The 17965-nt window shown below is 35.3% G+C and carries 19 protein-coding genes and 3 pseudogenes; 20 read left to right on the top strand and 2 right to left on the bottom strand.

Annotation, left to right across the window (positions count from 1 at the left end):
• Nucleotides 1-330 (bottom strand): zinc ribbon domain-containing protein YjdM, encoded by a 330-nt coding sequence (locus HCD_RS01825; protein ID WP_014658920.1) that lies wholly within the window; start codon nt 328-330, stop codon nt 1-3.
• A 252-nt stretch (nt 331-582) separates the two neighbouring features.
• Here HCD_RS01825 and flgE point away from each other — a divergent pair, with 252 nt between their 5' ends.
• The 18 genes and pseudogenes from flgE to HCD_RS01735 all read left to right on the top strand — a co-directional run bounded on the left by flgE (nt 583) and on the right by HCD_RS01735 (nt 14204).
• Complete coding sequence (gene flgE / locus HCD_RS01820; RefSeq protein WP_014658919.1) at nt 583-2739, top strand: flagellar hook protein FlgE; 2157 nt, start codon at nt 583-585, stop codon at nt 2737-2739.
• A gap of 61 nt (nt 2740-2800) precedes the next feature.
• Nucleotides 2801-3154 (top strand): hydrogenase/urease nickel incorporation protein HypA, encoded by a 354-nt coding sequence (gene hypA / locus HCD_RS01815; RefSeq protein WP_014658918.1) that lies wholly within the window; start codon nt 2801-2803, stop codon nt 3152-3154.
• 26 nt (nt 3155-3180) lie between these two features.
• A complete protein-coding gene (mua, locus tag HCD_RS01810; protein ID WP_144005875.1) occupies nt 3181-3642 on the top strand; it encodes a nickel-binding protein Mua in 462 nt (153 codons plus the stop codon).
• On the top strand, nt 3642-4718 hold the full coding sequence (gene lpxB, locus HCD_RS01805) for a lipid-A-disaccharide synthase (RefSeq protein ID WP_014658916.1): 1077 nt from the start codon (nt 3642-3644) through the stop codon (nt 4716-4718). The genes mua and lpxB overlap by 1 nt, the downstream gene beginning before the upstream one ends.
• A 45-nt stretch (nt 4719-4763) precedes the next feature.
• Nucleotides 4764-5258, top strand: a complete 495-nt coding sequence (greA, locus tag HCD_RS01800) for a transcription elongation factor GreA (protein ID WP_014658915.1) — start codon at nt 4764-4766, stop codon at nt 5256-5258.
• The gene (dut, locus tag HCD_RS01795; protein ID WP_014658914.1) at nt 5248-5685 is read left to right on the top strand and encodes a dUTP diphosphatase; all 438 of its coding nucleotides are present in this window, start codon (nt 5248-5250) and stop codon (nt 5683-5685) included. Before greA ends, dut begins: the two co-directional genes overlap by 11 nt.
• Nucleotides 5682-6338, top strand: a complete 657-nt coding sequence (locus HCD_RS01790; RefSeq protein WP_014658913.1) for a hypothetical protein — start codon at nt 5682-5684, stop codon at nt 6336-6338. The genes dut and HCD_RS01790 overlap by 4 nt, the downstream gene beginning before the upstream one ends.
• A gap of 4 nt (nt 6339-6342) precedes the next feature.
• Nucleotides 6343-7542: pseudogene (gene pgbB / locus HCD_RS01785) on the top strand (plasminogen-binding protein PgbB); the annotation flags it as partial.
• A 4-nt stretch (nt 7543-7546) separates the two neighbouring features.
• Complete coding sequence (locus HCD_RS01780; protein ID WP_041594816.1) at nt 7547-8173, top strand: type III pantothenate kinase; 627 nt, start codon at nt 7547-7549, stop codon at nt 8171-8173.
• The gene (locus tag HCD_RS01775; protein ID WP_014658910.1) at nt 8170-8895 is read left to right on the top strand and encodes a sulfite exporter TauE/SafE family protein; all 726 of its coding nucleotides are present in this window, start codon (nt 8170-8172) and stop codon (nt 8893-8895) included. The genes HCD_RS01780 and HCD_RS01775 overlap by 4 nt, the downstream gene beginning before the upstream one ends.
• The gene (gene gmhB, locus HCD_RS01770; RefSeq protein WP_014658909.1) at nt 8882-9406 is read left to right on the top strand and encodes a D-glycero-beta-D-manno-heptose 1,7-bisphosphate 7-phosphatase; all 525 of its coding nucleotides are present in this window, start codon (nt 8882-8884) and stop codon (nt 9404-9406) included. Before HCD_RS01775 ends, gmhB begins: the two co-directional genes overlap by 14 nt.
• Nucleotides 9407-9415: 9 nt before the next feature.
• Nucleotides 9416-10408 (top strand): ADP-glyceromanno-heptose 6-epimerase, encoded by a 993-nt coding sequence (gene rfaD / locus HCD_RS01765; protein WP_014658908.1) that lies wholly within the window; start codon nt 9416-9418, stop codon nt 10406-10408.
• Nucleotides 10405-11796: a D-glycero-beta-D-manno-heptose-7-phosphate kinase gene (rfaE1, locus tag HCD_RS01760; RefSeq protein WP_014658907.1), complete on the top strand. Its 1392-nt coding sequence runs from the start codon at nt 10405-10407 to the stop codon at nt 11794-11796. Before rfaD ends, rfaE1 begins: the two co-directional genes overlap by 4 nt.
• A complete protein-coding gene (gene gmhA, locus HCD_RS01755) occupies nt 11789-12364 on the top strand; it encodes a D-sedoheptulose 7-phosphate isomerase (protein WP_014658906.1) in 576 nt (191 codons plus the stop codon). Before rfaE1 ends, gmhA begins: the two co-directional genes overlap by 8 nt.
• A gap of 144 nt (nt 12365-12508) precedes the next feature.
• Nucleotides 12509-12922 carry a hypothetical protein gene (locus HCD_RS01750; RefSeq protein WP_158308545.1) on the top strand — a complete coding sequence of 138 codons (414 nt, stop codon included), beginning with the start codon at nt 12509-12511 and terminating at the stop codon, nt 12920-12922.
• Nucleotides 12870-13316, top strand: a complete 447-nt coding sequence (locus HCD_RS01745; RefSeq protein ID WP_041594814.1) for a hypothetical protein — start codon at nt 12870-12872, stop codon at nt 13314-13316. Before HCD_RS01750 ends, HCD_RS01745 begins: the two co-directional genes overlap by 53 nt.
• 23 nt (nt 13317-13339) lie before the next feature.
• Nucleotides 13340-13720, top strand: a pseudogene (locus tag HCD_RS01740) (AIPR family protein); the annotation flags it as partial.
• Between the two features lie 130 nt (nt 13721-13850).
• The gene (locus HCD_RS01735) at nt 13851-14204 is read left to right on the top strand and encodes a hypothetical protein (RefSeq protein WP_041594812.1); all 354 of its coding nucleotides are present in this window, start codon (nt 13851-13853) and stop codon (nt 14202-14204) included.
• Nucleotides 14205-14207: 3 nt separating this feature from the next.
• On the opposite strand, the pseudogene HCD_RS08885 reads toward HCD_RS01735, so the two are convergent.
• Nucleotides 14208-15529, bottom strand: a pseudogene (locus HCD_RS08885) (RNA-guided endonuclease InsQ/TnpB family protein).
• A 36-nt stretch (nt 15530-15565) separates the two neighbouring features.
• On the opposite strand from HCD_RS08885, the gene tnpA reads away from it, so the two are divergent.
• The gene (gene tnpA / locus HCD_RS01720; RefSeq protein ID WP_014658764.1) at nt 15566-15982 is read left to right on the top strand and encodes an IS200/IS605 family transposase; all 417 of its coding nucleotides are present in this window, start codon (nt 15566-15568) and stop codon (nt 15980-15982) included.
• Between the two features lie 381 nt (nt 15983-16363).
• Nucleotides 16364-17965: an ABC-F family ATP-binding cassette domain-containing protein gene (locus HCD_RS01715; RefSeq protein ID WP_014658902.1), complete on the top strand. Its 1602-nt coding sequence runs from the start codon at nt 16364-16366 to the stop codon at nt 17963-17965.

Genomic DNA, 17965 nt, shown 5'->3' with positions numbered 1-17965 from the left:
CTAAGCCTTCTTAAGAAATTCGGATTTTAAAGATAGGCTTTGTCCTTCAACTTTACAATCTACATTATGGTTATCATCAACTAATTTAATATTTTTAATTTTTGTGCCTTTTTTAAGCACCAAAGACGAACCTTTAACTTTCAAGTCTTTGATGAGAATGACCGAATCTCCGTTTTGCAAGATATTATCATTGCTATCTTTAACGACAAATTCTTCATTATCGGTTTCATTTTCACTCCATTCATGCGAGCAACTCGGACAAACTAATTGCACGCCATCGTGGTAGGTGTATTCATCTTGGCATTTGGGGCATGGGGGTAGATTTTGCATAACATCGTCCTTGCGTGTATTTATTTTGACTATGTTATCTAAAGTAAAGTTAGAAAATGCTTATTGGTGCAGATTATCAAGCTCTCTTAGTTTTAGCAAAAAATTTAAAGAATTTATTGAAATATAAAGTTGGCATGGGTTGATTAATTGTTTTTAAGAAATTAAGTGGTGAAAAATGATTTGTTTGAAGGTTATTTTGGAACAACTTTTGCTTTATTTTTGTGCAATGAATTTATTTTTTAAAGGATAGCCATGCTTAGGTCTTTATGGTCTGGTGTTAATGGAATGCAAGCCCATCAAATTGCTTTAGATATTGAGAGTAATAATATCGCTAATGTAAACACTACCGGTTTTAAATATTCTAGAGCTTCTTTTGTGGATATGCTCTCTCAAGTCAAACTCATTGCTACCGCACCCTATAAAAATGGTTTAGCAGGACAGAATGACTTTTCTATAGGACTTGGGGTAGGTGTGGATGCAACGACAAAAATCTTTTCACAGGGCAATATCCAAAACACTGATGTAAAAACTGATTTAGCTATTCAAGGCGATGGCTTTTTTATTATTAGCCCTGATAGGGGGGTTACTCGTAATTTTACTAGAGATGGGGAGTTTCTCTTTGATGCACAAGGGAGTTTGGTTACAACCGGCGGACTTGTGGTGCAAGGGTGGGTTAGAAATGGAACTGATACAGGAAATAAGGGGAGTGATACGGACGCCTTAAAAGTAGATAATACAGGTCCTTTAGAAAATATTAGAATTGACCCTGGCATGGTTATGCCAGCAAGAGCGAGCAATCGTATTTCTATGCGAGCGAATTTAAACGCTGGAAGGCACGCAGACCAAACGGCAGCTATATTTGCTTTAGATTCTTCTGCTAAAACCCCCTCAGATGGTATTAACCCCATGTATGATTCTAGCACGAACTTAACTCAAGTGGCAGAAGATATGGGTTCTTTATATAATGAAGATGGCGACGCCTTTTTATTGAATGAAAATCAAGGGATTTGGGTCAGCTATAAGAGTTCAAAAATGATAAAAGATATTATTCCTTCTGCAGAGAATAATACCCTTGAGTTAAATGGGGTTAAAATTTCTTTCACTAATGATTCAGCCGTGAGTAGGACTTCAAGCTTAGTGGCGGCTAAAAATGCTATCAATGCGGTCAAAAGCCAAACGGGCATCGAAGCCTATTTAGATGGGACACAATTGCGTTTGGAAAATAAAAATGAACTAGATGGTGATGAGAAACTTAAAAATATTGTGGTAACTCAGGCAGGAACAGGAGCGTTTGCTAACTTTATGGAAGGCGATAAAGATGTAACCGCATTTAGATATAGCTATACAAATTCTATCAGTCCTAATGCAGAGAACGGACAATTCAGAACTACTGATGAATTGCGTGCATTAATCCAGCATGATGCTAATATTGTTAAAGACCCTAGTTTAGCAGACAATTACCAAGACTCAGCGGCTTCTGTGGGAGTTACTATCAATCAATATGGCATGTTTGAAATTGATAATAGAGACAATAAAAATACCACTAAAGAAAATCTTAATGTGTTTGTCAGTGGGTATTCTTCAGATAATGTAACGAATAATGTCTTGTTTAAAAACGCTATGAAAGGGCTTAACACCGCTTCTTTAATTGAAGGGGGAGCACCAGCAAGTAGCTCTAAATTCACACATGCAATCCATGCTACAAGTATTGATATTGTGGATAGTTTAGGCACCAAACACACCATGCGTATTGAGTTTTATAGAAGTGGGGGGGCAGAATGGAATTTTAGAGCGATTGTGCCAGAACCTGCGGAATTAGTAGGGGGGTCAGCGGCTCGTCCTAATGTGTTTGAAGGGGGTCGTTTGCGTTTTAATAATGATGGCTCACTAGCTGGCATGAATCCGCCCCTTTTACAATTTGACCCTAAAAATGGTGCTGATGCCCCACAACGCATCAATTTAGCCTTTGGTTCATCAGGAAGTTTTGATGGGTTAACAAGCGTGGATAAGATTTCTGAAACTTATGCGATTGAGCAAAATGGCTATCAAGCGGGCGATTTAATGGATGTGCGTTTTGATTCTGATGGCGTGCTTTTAGGAGCGTTTAGTAATGGCAGAACTTTGGCTTTAGCTCAAGTGGCTTTAGCGAATTTTGCTAATGATGCAGGCTTACAAGCCTTAGGGGGAAATGTCTTTTCTCAAACAGGTAACTCAGGACAGGCCTTAATAGGTGCGGCAAATACAGGGCGTAGGGGTTCTGTTTCTGGTTCTAAGCTAGAATCTAGTAATGTGGATTTAAGCCGTAGTTTAACGAATTTGATTGTGGTTCAAAGGGGCTTTCAAGCTAACTCTAAAGCGGTAACCACATCAGATCAAATCCTTAACACCCTATTAAATCTTAAGCAATAGGGTAAAAAATTACTCTAATACAATATAATAGGGGCTTATTTTAAAAGTTAAGGTTTTTAGTATGCATGAATACTCAGTCGTTTCTTCTTTAATCACGCTCTGCGAAGAGCATGCTAAGAAAAATCAAGCCCATAGGATTGAAAGAGTCGTGGTAGGCATTGGCGAAAGAAGCGGAATGGATAAGAGCTTGTTTGTGAGTGCGTTTGAGACTTTTAGAGAAGAATCTTTGGTGTGTAAAGATGCCATTTTAGATATTGTAGATGAGAAGATTGAGCTAGAATGTAAGGATTGTTCGCATGTTTTTAAACCTAATACTTTGGATTATGGGGTTTGTGAGCAATGTCAAGGAAAGAATATAAGCGTTATTCAAGGTAATGAAATGCGTTTGTTATCTTTAGAAATGTTGGCGGAATAATTTTCTCAATGCTTGCCAACGAAGAAATTATCACAGAATCAGACGCTTATAAAGAAGAGGTTACAGACACGAGAGAGACTTTAAAGGAAGTTCGCTCAGAATTGAAGCAAGTTCAAGAAGCGTTGCGGAAGAAAAAAATCGCCCTAAAAAACTTGAAACAAGAAATCCATAAAGAAAGATTCCAGCAAGAGAGCTTACGCTTGGATAAAAAACTACCCAGCATAGAAGAAGACTTGATTTTTCCTAAAGCCCTTGAAGAAGTAGAGATTTACACTAAGGATAATAAGGTCGCAATGGCTAAGCCATGCAAGCGTTTGTTTGATGAAGAGCTTTATTTGCAATATCGCAGTTTGTTGCGTGAGAATAAGCTTCTCAAAAGTCGCTTGTCTAGAAAAGATTTTGAAATTTCAGTGCTAAAAATTGAGTTAAGAGACATGCATAAAGAAGCTAAACTTTATCAAGATCATAACCTTTTGAAGGATAAATAATGCCTACTATTTTGGTGAGTGCTTTAGAAGCAAGCTCTAATGTGCATTTAGAAGAGTTGCGTAAAATGTTGCCTAAAGATTACCGCTTTATTGGGGTGTTTGAAGGCAAAGGTGCACTCTATAGTCCTAGAGAATTTTCTATTATGGGCTTTAGAGATGTTATAGGGCGTTTAGGGTTTTTATTGAAAGCCCATAGAGAAATGGCAGAATTAGCCAAAAGTGCGGATATGGTGCTTTTAATGGATGCATCTTCTTTTAATATTCCCTTAGCAAAAAAGATAAAAAAACGAGACCCTAGCAAAAAAATCATGTATTATATCCTACCGCAAGTTTGGGCATGGAAAAAATGGCGTGCTAAGAGCATTGAAAAAAATTGTGATTTTTTGGGAGCGATTTTGCCTTTTGAAACGAGCTATTACCAAAAAAAGGCTCAGTATGTAGGACACCCCTTATTAGATGAAATCAAATGCTATAAAAAAGATATAAAAGGTAATAGTGTAGTATTTATGCCAGGCAGTAGGAAGAGTGAAATCGCTAAGATGTTTCCTTTGTTTGTGGAAGTGGCTAAAATTTTAGAGCGAAACGAAGGGTTAAAAAGGCGTGTGCTAGTTGTGCCGAGTTTTTTTAAAGGTTTGGATTTAAAAGCTCTTTATGGAAAAGAAATTGAATGCTTTGAAATTTCTTATGATGCCCATAAGAGTTTGTATGAAGCGGAGTTTGCATTCATTTGTAGTGGCACAGCGACTTTAGAAGCAACTCTCATTGGCACCCCTTTTGTGTTAGCCTATAGGGCTAAGACAATTGATTTTTTGATTGCTAGAATGTTTGTAAAATTGCATTACATAGGATTAGCTAATATCTTTTATAACGCCTTAAATAATGAGACACCAGGGCTTGGAGAGAGTCAATTGCACCCAGAGTTAATCCAGCATTTTTTGAGCGTAGAGAGTTTATTGAGAGCTTATAAAGATATGGATAGAGAGCGGTATTTTAAAGAAAGTTTGAGATTGAGAGAATATTTAGTCAGTGGGAGCGCTAGAAAAGTCGCCAAAGAGATAGCTTTCATGCTAAATTAACCTAATTTTTACTATAATCTCTACTTCGTAAGCTTAGGAGATTAAATGAATAAAGAACCTATGAGTATGCATGGATACAATAAGATTTGTGCGGAATTAAAACAATTAAAAGAAGTTGAACGCCCTAATATTGTGAAAGAAATAGATATTGCTAGGGGGCATGGAGATTTGAAGGAGAATGCTGAATACCATGCCGCTAAAGAAAAACAACGCTTCATTGAAGCAAGAATTGTTGATTTAAGTGAGATTATCGCTAACGCTCAAGTGATTGACCCAGGCACCTTAACCCACCACAAAGTGAGTTTTGGAAGCACGGTTAAAATTCTTAATTTAGATAATGATAAAGAGTTTTCTTATACCATAGTAGGGAGCGTGGAGAGTAATCCAGCTAAAGGGTTAATTTCTTTTGGTTCGCCTATTGCTAAGAGCTTGATAGGTAAGAGCAAAGGTGATGAAGTGAGTATTCAATTGCCCAGTGGGGAAAGCGATTTTGAAATTTTAGATATTTATTATAAAGAGATTTGTTTTGATGAAAATTAAAATTCAAAAAATCCATCCAAATGCCATTATTCCTAAGTATCAAACAGAAGGTTCTTCAGGGTTTGATTTGCATGCTGTAGAAGATGTGGTGATTAAATCTCATAGTGTGGGGTTAGTGAGCATAGGGATTTGTTTGGCTTTGGAAGTTGGGTATGAATTGCAGGTGCGAACTCGTAGTGGCTTAGCCTTAAAAAATCAAGTGATGGTGTTAAATTCTCCTGGCACTGTGGATAATGATTATAGGGGTGAGATTAAGGTTATTTTAGCGAATTTTAGCGAGCAAGATTTCAAAGTTCAAGTGGGTGATAGGATTGCTCAGGGTGTGGTTCAAAAGACTTATAAAGCGGAATTTTTAGAATGCGAAGAACTAGATACCACTTCAAGGGGCAGTGGGGGATTTGGTAGCACAGGAGTGAGCAAGGCATGAATATCAAAGAAAATTTAGAGCAAGTTAAGAGCGAATTTAGAAGCGATGAAAAGCTTTTAGAAGGAGCGTTTAGAATTGAGAAATTCTATAAGCGTTACAAGTGGGTGTTGCTATTTGTTATTTTGGTGCTTGTAGCGTTCGTTGGATTTCAAAAATTTCGGTATTATCAGCAAGAGCAAAAGAGTGAGCGTATCACACAAGTTTATAATGAAGTGTTGCAAAGTCCTGACAATTTAGCCCTACAAGAGAAATTAAAAGAAGTAGCCCCCAAATTGTATGATTTGTATCAATTTGCTAGAGCGAGTGAGCGAAACGACATGAACATGTTTAAAAAACTTTCGCAATCTTCTAATGAAATAGTCAAAACTTTTGCAGAGTATTCTTACGCATCGCTTTCTAAAGATAAAAATTTGCTTGCAAATAGCTCCATTCTTAAAGAAATTGGTGCTTTACAGGAAGTGAGCTTGTTGTATGAAGAGAACTCTAAAGATGCTATTATGAAGGCTCATAAGAGCTTAATGGCTATGCCTTTAAACTCTACACTATATGCCATGATTTCTGTTTTAAAGCATTATGGGGTGTTAGAAGATGTTAGACAAAATGCTTCAAAACCAACTGATTTGAAGAAAGAAACCACTCAGGGAACGCATTAACTTTATGAATAAACAATTTTTAATCTTACTTGTAGCCCTTGTTATCTTTAGTGGCTGTAATACTAGAAAATATTTTAAGCCGGCGAAATACTTGATTAAGGGCGAAGTGCGTTTTGCTCATGCTTTACAAGATAGTATCGTATCATCAAATCGCTACGGAGCGGTCTTAAAGAATGGAGCCGTTATTGATGCAAACGGCTTGACACAGCTAAGAATCGGTAAGAATTTTAACTATGAAAGTAGTTTTTTGAATGAAAGTCAAGGATTCTTTATACTTGCTCAAGATTGCCTGAATAAAACTAGCAAAAAAATAGAAGAAAATAAGGTCGCTGAAGAGACTAACTTAAAGGTAGAAGGCGTTAAAGAAAAAGTTCAAGATAAGGCATGCCATCAAGTGGAGTTGATTAGCTCTAATCCTAATGCTAGTCAAAAATCCATTGTTATTCCTTTAGAGACTTTTGCTTTAAGTGCAAGTATCAAGGGGGATACCTTAGCGGTGGTCTTAGCGGACAATTCGGCTAATCTCTACAGCATAGCTTCTCAAAAATTGCTTTTTAGTGAAAAAGGAACGCCAAGCACAGCTATTAATTCTTTAATGGCTGTTCCTATTTTTATGGATACGGTGGTGGTGTTTCCTATGCTAGATGGGCGTTTGTTGGTGGTAGATTATGTGCATGGGAATCCTACGCCTATCAGAAATATTGTTATTCATAGCGAAAAGTTTTTTAATAATGTAACTTATCTCATGGTGGATGGCAATAACATGATAGCTTCTACAGGTAAGCGGATTTTATCTGTAGTGAGCGGTCAGGAGTTTAACTATGATGGAGACATTGTAGATTTACTTTATGATAAGGGTCGTTTGTATGTGTTGACTTTAGATGGGCAAATTTTACAAATGGATAAGAGTTTGAGAGAGTTAAATAGCGTGAAATTACCTTTTGCTTCACTCAACACTATTGTGTTAAATAATAACAAGCTCTATGCCTTAGAAAAGCGTGGGTATGTGGTAGAAGTTGATTTGAGTCATTATAACGAGTATAAGATTTATAAGATTGTCCCTTCAAGGCGCTTGAATAAAGGGGTCTTTTATAACAAGAATCGTGTGTATTATGACCGCTATTATTTAGACTATAATGAGTTTAAGCCAAGGCTCTATCCTCCTGTTGCAAAACCTATTCCTAAAAAATCAAAAAAAGAAGAGTAGAATGACCTTATGTGATATAGGCAACACGCACATTCATTTTGCTCAAGGGTATAAGCTGTTTTCAAGCTCAAAAGAAGATTTAAGGCATTTAAAACTTCAAGATGAGATTTTTTACATTAGCGTGAATAATGAGAATGAGAAAGCTCTTTTGAGTGCTTATCCTAAGGCTCAAAATATCGCTCAATATTTTTTTTTAGAAACGGACTATGTAGGGCTTGGAATAGACAGACAAATGGCGTGTTTGGCTGTGAGTCATGGGGTTGTGGTAGATGCTGGAAGTGCGATTACAATTGATGTTATGCAAAATGGCAAGCATTTGGGGGGGTGTATTCTACCCGGTTTAACACAATATATTCATGCCTACAAGGCGAGTGCGAGCGTTTTAGAGCAACCTTTCAAGGCTTTGGCTACGCTAGAGACTCTACCTAAAGATACCAAAGACGCTGTGAGCTATGGCATTATTTCTAGCGTAATAGCCTGTATTCAAAGAGTAGCACAAAATCAAAAAATCTATCTTTGTGGGGGCGATGCGAAATTTTTGAGCCGTTTTTTAGCGCATTCCATTTGTAATGAGCGACTGGTTTTTGATGGCATGGAAATCGCTCTTAAAAAAATAGGGGTTTTATGACAAATCCGCTAGAGCATTTGAGCTTTTTGGCTATGTTTTTAGGGGCTTTAAGCATGTCTATAGGGCATTGTGTGGGCATGTGTGGGGGAATTGTGAGTGCGTTTAGTCAAATGAGATTTTCTAAAGCTACAAGCTTTTCGTATCAATTAACTTGTCATGCTCTTTATAATCTAGGAAGAATTAGCTCGTATATGTTGCTAGGGGCTATTGTGGCAGGTTTAGGGAATGCATTGAGCATAAGCATGTTTTTTAAGGGCGTTTTATTTATAAGCATGGGGGTGCTTTTAATCCTTTTAGCTCTATTAGGGGCAAAGATAGAAAAACTAGGATTTCAAGTTCCTTTTATTTCTACTTTGATTAAAAAAACTTTACGCTCACAAAGTGTGTTAGCCCTATATGTCTTAGGCGTGTTGAATGGTTTTCTACCTTGCATGATGGTATATTCGTTTTTAGCGAGTGTAGCCCTTAGTCATAGCGTGTTTATGGGGGCTATGTTAGGCCTTGCTTTTGGGCTTGGCACTAGCATGCCCTTATTTTTAATGGGAATGCTTTTAGGTAGGCTTTCATATAGGAAGTTTTTTAATATCGTGTCTAAAATTTTAGTGTTTGTTTTTGGGGTTTATGTTCTTTATATGGGAGTTATGCTTATCAATCATAAAATGCCCCATTCTAATCATCAATACGACCATTCTAATGAGTTTCACCAACATGAACACCACTAATAAGGCTCTTTTTTTAGATAGAGATGGCATTATTAATATTGATAAGGGCTATGTGTATAAAAGAGAAGATTTTGAATTTCAAAAGGGCATTTTTGAGCTATTAAGCCATGCTAAACATTTAGGTTATAAACTTCTTTTAATCACTAATCAATCCGGCATTAATCGTGGCTATTATACGCTCAAAGATTTTGAAAAGCTCACAGAGTATCTTCAGGAGAACCTATTAAAAAAATTAGGTTTTTCTTTAGATGGCATTTATTTTTGCCCACATACACCACAAGAAAATTGTTATTGCAGAAAACCAAAGCCACTTTTAATCTTGCAAGCTACTAAAGAACACAACATTAATTTAGAACAATCTTTTATGATAGGCGATAAAGAGAGTGATATTATGGCAGGCTTGAATGCGAAAGTCAAAAACAATATTTTACTCACAACAAACCCTTTAAAAACTTCTCATTCTTGGATACAATGTAAGGATTTTAAAGAGATAGTTGATTTAATCAATTAAGGATAAAAAATGCGTTATATTGATGATGAACTAGAAAATAAAACCATTTTAATTACCGGTGGAGCAGGCTTTATAGGCAGTAATTTAGCCTTTTATTTTCAAAATAACCACCCTAAAGCTAAAGTAATTGTTTTAGATAAATTTCGTAACAACACGCTTTTAAGCAACAAGCGTCCAAGCTCTTTGGGGCATTTTAAGAATTTAATCGGTTTTAAGGGTGAAATTATCACAGCAGATATTAATAACCCTTTGGATTTAAGGCGTTTAGAAAATTTGCATTTTGATTATTTATTCCACCAAGCTGCTATTTCTGATACTACGGTATTAGACCAAGAATTAGTGATGCGAACTAATTATCAAGCTTTTTTAAGGCTTTTAGAAATTGCCAATAAAAAAAAGGCTAAGGTAGTTTATGCTTCTTCAGCAGGCACTTATGGTAACACTAAAGCCCCTAATAGAGTAGGATTTGGTGAAAACCCAGAAAATGTCTATGGGTTTTCTAAACTTTGCATGGATGAATATATTCGCTCTAATAGTGATAGCAACATTCAAGTGGGCTTACGCTATTTTAATGTCTATGGGGCTAGAGAATTTTATAAAGAAAAAACCGCTTCTATGATTTTACAACTAGCTTTACAAGCTATGGAATTTAAAGAAGTTAAGCTTTTTGAATTTGGCGAGCAATTAAGGGATTTTGTCTATATTGAAGATGTCATTCAAGCCAATGTGAAAGCGATGAAAACTCAAAAAAGTGGTGTCTATAATGTGGGCTATTCAGAATCAAGAAGTTATAATGATATTGTTAAAATTTTAAAAGAGCATTTAGGGGATTTCAAAGTTACTTACATTAAAAATCCTTATAGCTTTTTCCAAGAGCATACACAAGCTGATATTGAATCCACTTCACTAGATTTAGACTATACGCCTTTATATGATTTAGAAAGTGGTATCAAAGATTATTTGCCCCATATTCATATGATTTTTAAAGAACAACACACATGAAACAAATTTTAGTCATAGGGGATTTAATCGCAGATTATTATTTGTGGGGGAAGAGTGAACGCCTTTCGCCTGAAGCCCCTGTGCCTGTTTTAGAAGTCAAAAAAGAGAGCAAGAATTTAGGCGGAGCGGCTAATGTAGCTAACAATCTTATCTCTTTGGGGGCAAAAGTCTTTTTATGTGGGGTAGTGGGAGATGATTTAGAAGGCAAGCATTTTATTAACGCTTTAAGAGTAAGAAAGATTGATACAACAGGTGTTTTAACAGATAGCACTCGTTGCACCACGCTAAAAACTCGCATTATCGCACAAAATCAGCAAATTGTGCGTGTGGATAAGGAAATCAAAGACCCTTTAAATACTACTTTAAAAAAACGCCTTTTAGACTTTATCACAGAAAAAATCAAAGAAATTGATGGCATTATCCTTTCAGATTATAATAAAGGTGTGCTAAATTTTGAGCTAACTCAAGAAATTATTACTCTAGCTAACAAGCACCATAAACTTATTTTATGCGACCCTAAGGGGAAAGATTATAGTAAATATTCTTATGCAAGTTTGATTACGCCTAATCGTGCTGAGTTAGAGCAAGCTCTTAATTTGAATTTGGATAGCCATACGAATTTATCAAAAGCTCTTAAAATCTTACAAGAAACTTACCACATTGCTATTCCTTTGGTAACTTTAAGCGAACAAGGCATTGCTTTTTTAGAAAAAGATACGCTTATTAATTGCCCTACGATTGCTAAGGAAGTTTATGATGTAACCGGCGCTGGCGATACAGTGATTGCATCTTTAATGCTCTCTTTATTAGAGACAAAGAATATTAAAGAAGCTTGTGAGTTTGCCAATGCTGCTGCTGCTGTAGTGGTAGGTAAAGTGGGGAGCGCGTTAGCAAGCTTAGAAGAAATCGCTTTAGTTTTAAATCAAACCCACCCTAAAATCATTTCTTTAGAAAAGCTTTTAAAAATCTTAGAACACACCAAGCAAAAAATTGTTTTCACCAATGGCTGTTTTGATATTCTCCATAAAGGGCATGCGAGTTATTTGCAAAAAGCCAAAGCTTTAGGAGATATTCTTGTTGTGGGTTTAAATAGTGATGATTCCATTAAAAGACTTAAAGGAGATAATCGCCCAATAATTGCCCAAGACGATAGAGCGTTTCTTTTAGCTAGCCTATCATGTGTGGATTATATCGTGGTGTTTAAAGAAGATACGCCAAAAGATTTGATAAAAGCCATAAAGCCTGATATTTTAGTTAAGGGGGCGGATTATCTCAATCAAGAAGTAGTGGGGAGTGAATTTGCCAAAGAAGTGCGTTTGATTGAGTTTGAAGAAGGGCGTTCTACAAGCAAAATTATAGAAAAAATTACAAGGACATACAATGATTAATTTAATAGAGCAAGAATTTTTAGCCCACAAAGAAGCGTTAGAAAAAAGCTTACAAAGTTTGCAAGTAACTTTAACTCAAAGTGTGCATCTTTTGATAGAAACCTTAGAAAATCAAGGGAAAATCCTTATTTGTGGTAATGGGGGGAGTGCGAGTGATGCACAGCATTTTGCCGCAGAATTAACAGGGCGTTACAAATTAGAGAGAAAGGGCTTGAGTGCCATAAGCCTTAATACGGATACTTCAGCACTCACTGCTATTGCGAATGATTATGGCTATGAAGAAGTGTTTTCTAGACAATTAGAAGCAATAGGAACGCAAAAAGATGTTTTAATAGGGATTTCTACGAGCGGAAATTCCAAAAATATCTTAAAGGCTTATGAAAAAGCAAAAGATTTGGGGATTAAAACTCTTAGCTTGGTGGGGCGTGATGGCGGGAAGATGAAAGCCTTGAGTGATATAGCCCTTATTGTTCCTAGTAATGATACACCAAGAATCCAAGAAATCCATATTCTTATTATTCACATTTTGTGCGATTGTATTGAAAGGCATTTTGCGGTTAAGAGTTAACCCTATTTTATATATCTTTCAGACATGTGAGTAGGCGTAGTAAGTTTATGGGTTTTTGGTAGAATATCTGTAATCTTTTAGGAAAGCTTAGGAATGCATGTAATTATAAAGAATTATGTTAATAGCTTCGCTAAAACATTTGGCTTGGAATGTGATGTGAGTAGTATGGAGGAGCTGTTTAAGAATTTTAGTGCATTTTGTTTGGTCTCAAGCAGGCTTGCGAATAATGATAGTATTAATGATTATGAAAGAATTGCCACTGTTAATACTGGAACATATAAGGGTGTGGATAGTATAGTTTTTATAATCAATGGTAGTATGGTAACAGACTTACAGGAGTTGGAGGATTATTTTAAAAAGGGTTACATAGATGTGTTGATGATGGCAATACAAGCAAAAACTTCAGAGAAATTTAGTAGCGATGCGGTTTCTAATTTGGCAGATACACTATTGGACTTCTTGTCTGAAGATCCTAAGTATCCGTTGGTAAGTGATGAGGTTCGTAATGCCCATACTATTTTTCGTTGTCTACAATCCAAGTATAACGAAAGTAAATAAATTTGATATTTTTTTATATTATGCTACAACCGGCATTAATCATAACGATAGCATAATTGAAACTACAAGAAACAAGAAAATACAGCAAATACGAGATGAAGCACTATTAAGACCAGATGATATTGCAAGGTTTGAATTAGTTGATAGAAATAGCTTGATAAAACTATACGATAAAATCAACAGACCTTCAAAAGCCGAATTTATTTTTAGGGATAAAACAAGTATATCATTTGAAAATGAAAAAATTAATGGAGCATATTTTGGGTTGTTGCCCTTTAAGGAGTATAGAAAAATTTTAATTGATGAGAACGATAATATCAGAAACTTATTTGATGATAATGTTCGAGATAACTTGGGCGATAATGATGTGAATAAGAAGATTAGGGAACTCTAACGGGTAGGGATTTTGATGATTTTCCTCTGCTAAATAATGGAATAACTCTCATTGCTGAGAAAAACTTGGGTTCTGGAGATAAGTTTATTTTGGAAAATTTTCAGGTTGTTAATGGTTGTCAAACATCTCACAAACTGTATGAGAATAGGAACTTAGATGGAATTGATGAACTTTATGTGCCAATTAAGCTTGTTATTACAAGTGATGATGCTTTAAAAAATAAAATCACTGTTGCTACCAATAATCAAACAGCTATTAATGGGGAACAATTGAATGCTCTTACGGAGTTTCAAAAGGGACTAGAAGAATTTTATAAGGTGATGTCGGACAAAAAACCAGAAGAATTCAAACTATTTTATGAAAGAAGGACAAATCAGTATGATGGGGCAATGAATATTATGTGAAAAAATATTATTGGTTTGCGAGAGCAAATTAAAAGTTTTGCGGCTGTCTTTTATGAAACTCCGCATAATTCATCGGGTCGTTATGGAATAATATATGAGACTTTCAAAGACAAACTTTTTGTAGATACGCATGATTATCATCCATACTATTCTGTGTGGGTTGATGCAGTATGTTTTTAGTAATTTTCTAAATAGAAAACAAATTGATAGAAAGTATAACATAGCTAGATACCATTTGTTTATGGTTTATAGAAAGATTACAGAGCCAAAGGAGTTTAATGAAAGAATGCTAAGTAATAAAAAAATTGAAGATTATTCAAATAAAATTATTGAGACATTGGTATCTCCAGAAAAGGCATTGAAGAACTTTAAAAAAGCTATTGATTTGTTGGATAGGGTAGCCGCTAGTTTGAATGGTGGGAGAGAAATATGTGAAACACCCCTCGCTAAAGCGAGGAGCTTCCTAACTAAAGCACCCTACTGAATGCTAATACGAAAGGCTTTGCTCTTTAAAGTCTGCAAGGCTATTTCCTAACCCAAGAAGACTTAACCCTTTGCTTAAAATATTACTTGCGGCGTTTATATCTCTATGCTCTATATATCCGCAATTTTGACACAGATATTCTCTATGATTTAATTTAAGCTCGTGGTTGATTTGCCCACAACTATGACAAGTTTTACTCGTATATTGTGGGGGAGCTTTCACTAACAATTTGCCATTATGCTGTTGTTTGTAGTCTAAAAAAGAGATGATTTGATAGAATGAAGTATTTAGTATAGACTTATTAAGCCCACTCTTTTGTTTAACATTTTTGAGTTTGGCTCTTTTGGTCATGTTCTTAATTTGTAAGTCTTCAACTACTATCAATTCAAATTGCTTTGAAAGTTCGCTTGTGATTTTATGGTATCTGTCTAGTTTTTGATAGCTTGATTTATCAAAGGCTTTGTTTAATTTTTTTGAGTTTTGTAAAAATTACCTCCTAGTTTGATTTTATTTTGTTTAGATTTTAAAACCCTACGGCTTTGTTTTCTTTGTAGTCTTTTAAATTCTTTAGAGTATTTTTTAAAAGAATGTAGTTTAGAATAAGTAGGAATAAGTCGTTTTAGATTGATATTTTCATCTACTTTTAAACCTAGTTCTTTCATGTCTTTTTGGTATTGTTCTAGGTCGGTTAGTTTTTCATATTCTTTTAAATCAACGCTTAAAGCTATATCATAGATATTTAAGTCCACACCGACACAATTTCTAGGCTCTTTAATAGTGTTAAGCTCTTTTTCGTATTCTATGCTAAAACTAACAAAATATTTTTGATGAGAGCAAGAGACTACGATTTGTTTAATCTTAGCATTAAGGGGTAAGTCTCTATGCATACGCATTTTTAAGGGCATTTTCATTAAGTTAAACATCTTAAAGCGTTCGTTAAAGTCTTTGATAGAAAAGCCTTGATTATTCCAAGTAAAACTTTGTTTAGCAAATTTAGAGTTTTTAAATTTAGGAAAGCCCCTATTTTTGACTTTAAAGGCATCTCTTAAGGCTCTTTCTGCATTCATGCGTGATTGTTGAGCGACTACACTACTAAAACTTAAATTCCTAGCTTTTAAATGGTGCTTAATCGCACTATCTAATTCGCTTGATTTTTGCCATTTTCTTTGTTTAGTGGGTAAATCTTTGTTTTTTTCGTATTGCTCTTGTTGTAGATTTAAGCAAATGTTATAGGCTTGGTTATAGACAAAAAAAGAGTGTTGTAATTTGGTCTGTTGCTCTTTGGTAGGATACAAACGAAATTTAAAGCCCTTATTTACTTTCATAGAAAGATTTTAGCATAATTTAGTTAAACTTGGTCTATGAAACAAATTGATAATATTAGACATGGCAGACATTGTGTTTTTTTAATGCATGTGCATTTAGTATTTGTAACTAAATATAGGCGTAAAGCATTCAACAAAGAAGTTATAGACTTTTTAGGTTCTGTATTTGCTAAGGTATGCAAAGACTTTGAAAGCGAGTTAGTAGAATTTGATGGGGAAAGCGACCATGTGCATTTACTTATCAATTATCCACCAAAAGTTAGTGTTAGTAGGTTAGTTAATTCTTTAAAGGGTGTTAGTAGTCGTTTGGTTAGACAACAAAATTTTAAAAATGTTAAAGCTACTTTGTGGGGCAATCATTTATGGTCGCCTAGTTATTTTGCTGGAAGCTGTGGGGGTGCTCCTTTAGAAATCATTAAGCAATATATCCAAGAGCAAGAAACACCACATTAGATTTGCTAACCTTTTGTTTTTAGGTTAAATGACACTAAAAAATAGCCTAACGGCTATTGACGCTTACATCTCCGCCCTAAAGGACGGAGTTTTTCGCTTTGTTGGGATAAAGCAAATAGGTTAACAGAGAAATTGCTAGAAATTTGCAAAGTATCCAAACTGTAGTGTGGTCATGAAAAAATAAAGTTTTTCATGCAAGCTTGCGAGATTTGTAAGACAAAAAACCAAAAAGACAAAGATAAATAGGGGAGTGTTAAACAACAAAGCACGACCTTAAAAATGAGAGATGACTAGCAAGATTATATCAAAAAATACAGGCTGTGCTACAATAACCTTTCTATTTAAAATGTAATAAAATGAAAACGACAAGGAAATGGCAAAATGCTACAAACCATAAATTTAACGCAACGCTATGCGACTAAAAAATTGTTTGAAAATGTGAATATCAAGCTAGATAGAAATAAACGCTACGGACTTATTGGGGCTAATGGGGCAGGAAAATCCACTTTTTTAAAAATTTTAAGTAAAAGCATTGATTGTAGCAGTGGGGAAGTAATCATTACAAGTGGCATGAAAATGGGGGTTTTAGGACAAGACCAATACGCTTTTGAAGAACTAAGCCTTAAAGATGCGGTAATGATTGGCAATAAGCGTTTGTATGATGCTATCAAAGAAAAAGAGCGTTTATATACAGAGGGGGATTTGAGTGATGATAAAGTGAATATGAGACTAGGGGAGTTAGAGACCATTTGTGTAGAAGAAGACCCTATGTATGAATGCGAAGTGGTGATTGAAAAAATCTTAGAAGATTTAGGCATTCCTAGCTCTAAGCACAATGATTTAATGAGAACTTTGCCAAGTAGCGATAAATTTAAAATCCTTTTAGCTCAAGTGCTATTTCCAAAACCAGATATTTTGCTCTTAGATGAGCCTACTAACAACCTAGATTTAAACGCTATTGATTGGTTAGAAGAAAATCTCAAACGTCATGACGGCACCATGGTGGTTATTAGCCATGACAGGCATTTTTTGAATGCGGTATGCACGCATATTTTAGACTTGGATTTCCACACGGTGCGTGAGTTTAGTGGGAATTATGATGATTGGTATATCGCATCTACTTTGATTGCTAAACAGCAAGAGGCTGAACGCAATAAAAAACTCAAAGAAAAAGAAGAATTAGAAAAATTTATCGCTCGATTTAGCGCTAATGCTTCTAAAGCTAAGCAAGCCACAAGCCGCCAAAAACAATTAGATAAATTAGATATTCAAAGCTTAGCAGTATCAAGTAGAAGAGACCCTAGCATTATTTTTAAGCCTAAACGCACCATTGGTAATGAAGCTTTAGAATGTGAAAATATTTCTAAAAGTTATGATGGGCAAATCATTTTAGATAAAGTCAGTTTAAAAATCATGCCCAAAGATAAAATCGCTTTAATAGGGCCAAATGGCGTGGGTAAATCAACGCTTTGTAAAATTCTAGTAGAAGAATTAAAGCCCGATAATGGTGTGGTGAAATGGGGGGCAACCGTTCAAAAGGGCTACTTCCCACAAAATGTGAGCGAAGAAATCAGCGGAGAAGAAACCTTGTATCAATGGCTCTTTAATTTCAACAAAAAAATTGAAAGCTCTGAGGTAAGAAACGCATTAGGAAGAATGCTCTTTAATGGCGAAGAACAAGAAAAATGCGTGAATGCTTTAAGTGGGGGGGAAAAGCACAGAATGGTATTAAGTAAGCTCATGCTAGAAGGGGGGAATTTTTTAATCTTAGATGAGCCAACCAATCACTTAGATTTAGAAGCTATTATTGCCTTGGGTGAAGCACTCTTTAAATTTGATGGGGCAGTGATTTGTGTCAGCCATGACAGAGAACTCATTGATGCGTATGCGAATAGAATTATTGAATTAGTGCCTAGTGAAAAGGGAGCAAAAATCATTGATTTCAAAGGGAGTTATGAAGAGTATCTAGCGAGCAAAAAATAA

Source organism: Helicobacter cetorum MIT 99-5656, assembly GCF_000259275.1.
In the GTDB taxonomy this organism is placed as follows: Bacteria; Campylobacterota; Campylobacteria; order Campylobacterales; family Helicobacteraceae; genus Helicobacter; species Helicobacter cetorum.
The sequence above is the reverse complement of the archived record's forward strand: the minus strand, read 5'-3'. Positions and strand labels throughout refer to the sequence as shown.

Excerpts from the sequence above, each read along its gene's own strand:
- HCD_RS01735 (WP_041594812.1), top strand. The coding sequence starts at position 13,851 with ATGATTATCATCCATACTATTCTGTGTGGGTTGATGCAGTATGTTTTT.
- lpxB (WP_014658916.1), top strand. The coding sequence starts at position 3,642 with ATGCCTACTATTTTGGTGAGTGCTTTAGAAGCAAGCTCTAATGTGCAT.
- flgE (WP_014658919.1), top strand. The coding sequence starts at position 583 with ATGCTTAGGTCTTTATGGTCTGGTGTTAATGGAATGCAAGCCCATCAA.
- greA (WP_014658915.1), top strand. The coding sequence starts at position 4,764 with ATGAATAAAGAACCTATGAGTATGCATGGATACAATAAGATTTGTGCG.
- HCD_RS01715 (WP_014658902.1), top strand. The coding sequence starts at position 16,364 with ATGCTACAAACCATAAATTTAACGCAACGCTATGCGACTAAAAAATTG.
- HCD_RS01745 (WP_041594814.1), top strand. The coding sequence starts at position 12,870 with ATGCCCATACTATTTTTCGTTGTCTACAATCCAAGTATAACGAAAGTA.
- rfaE1 (WP_014658907.1), top strand. The coding sequence starts at position 10,405 with ATGAAACAAATTTTAGTCATAGGGGATTTAATCGCAGATTATTATTTG.
- HCD_RS01780 (WP_041594816.1), top strand. The coding sequence starts at position 7,547 with ATGACCTTATGTGATATAGGCAACACGCACATTCATTTTGCTCAAGGG.
- gmhA (WP_014658906.1), top strand. The coding sequence starts at position 11,789 with ATGATTAATTTAATAGAGCAAGAATTTTTAGCCCACAAAGAAGCGTTA.
- hypA (WP_014658918.1), top strand. The coding sequence starts at position 2,801 with ATGCATGAATACTCAGTCGTTTCTTCTTTAATCACGCTCTGCGAAGAG.
- dut (WP_014658914.1), top strand. The coding sequence starts at position 5,248 with ATGAAAATTAAAATTCAAAAAATCCATCCAAATGCCATTATTCCTAAG.
- gmhB (WP_014658909.1), top strand. The coding sequence starts at position 8,882 with ATGAACACCACTAATAAGGCTCTTTTTTTAGATAGAGATGGCATTATT.
- HCD_RS01790 (WP_014658913.1), top strand. The coding sequence starts at position 5,682 with ATGAATATCAAAGAAAATTTAGAGCAAGTTAAGAGCGAATTTAGAAGC.
- rfaD (WP_014658908.1), top strand. The coding sequence starts at position 9,416 with ATGCGTTATATTGATGATGAACTAGAAAATAAAACCATTTTAATTACC.
- HCD_RS01775 (WP_014658910.1), top strand. The coding sequence starts at position 8,170 with ATGACAAATCCGCTAGAGCATTTGAGCTTTTTGGCTATGTTTTTAGGG.
- tnpA (WP_014658764.1), top strand. The coding sequence starts at position 15,566 with ATGAAACAAATTGATAATATTAGACATGGCAGACATTGTGTTTTTTTA.
- HCD_RS01825 (WP_014658920.1), bottom strand. The coding sequence starts at position 330 with ATGCAAAATCTACCCCCATGCCCCAAATGCCAAGATGAATACACCTAC.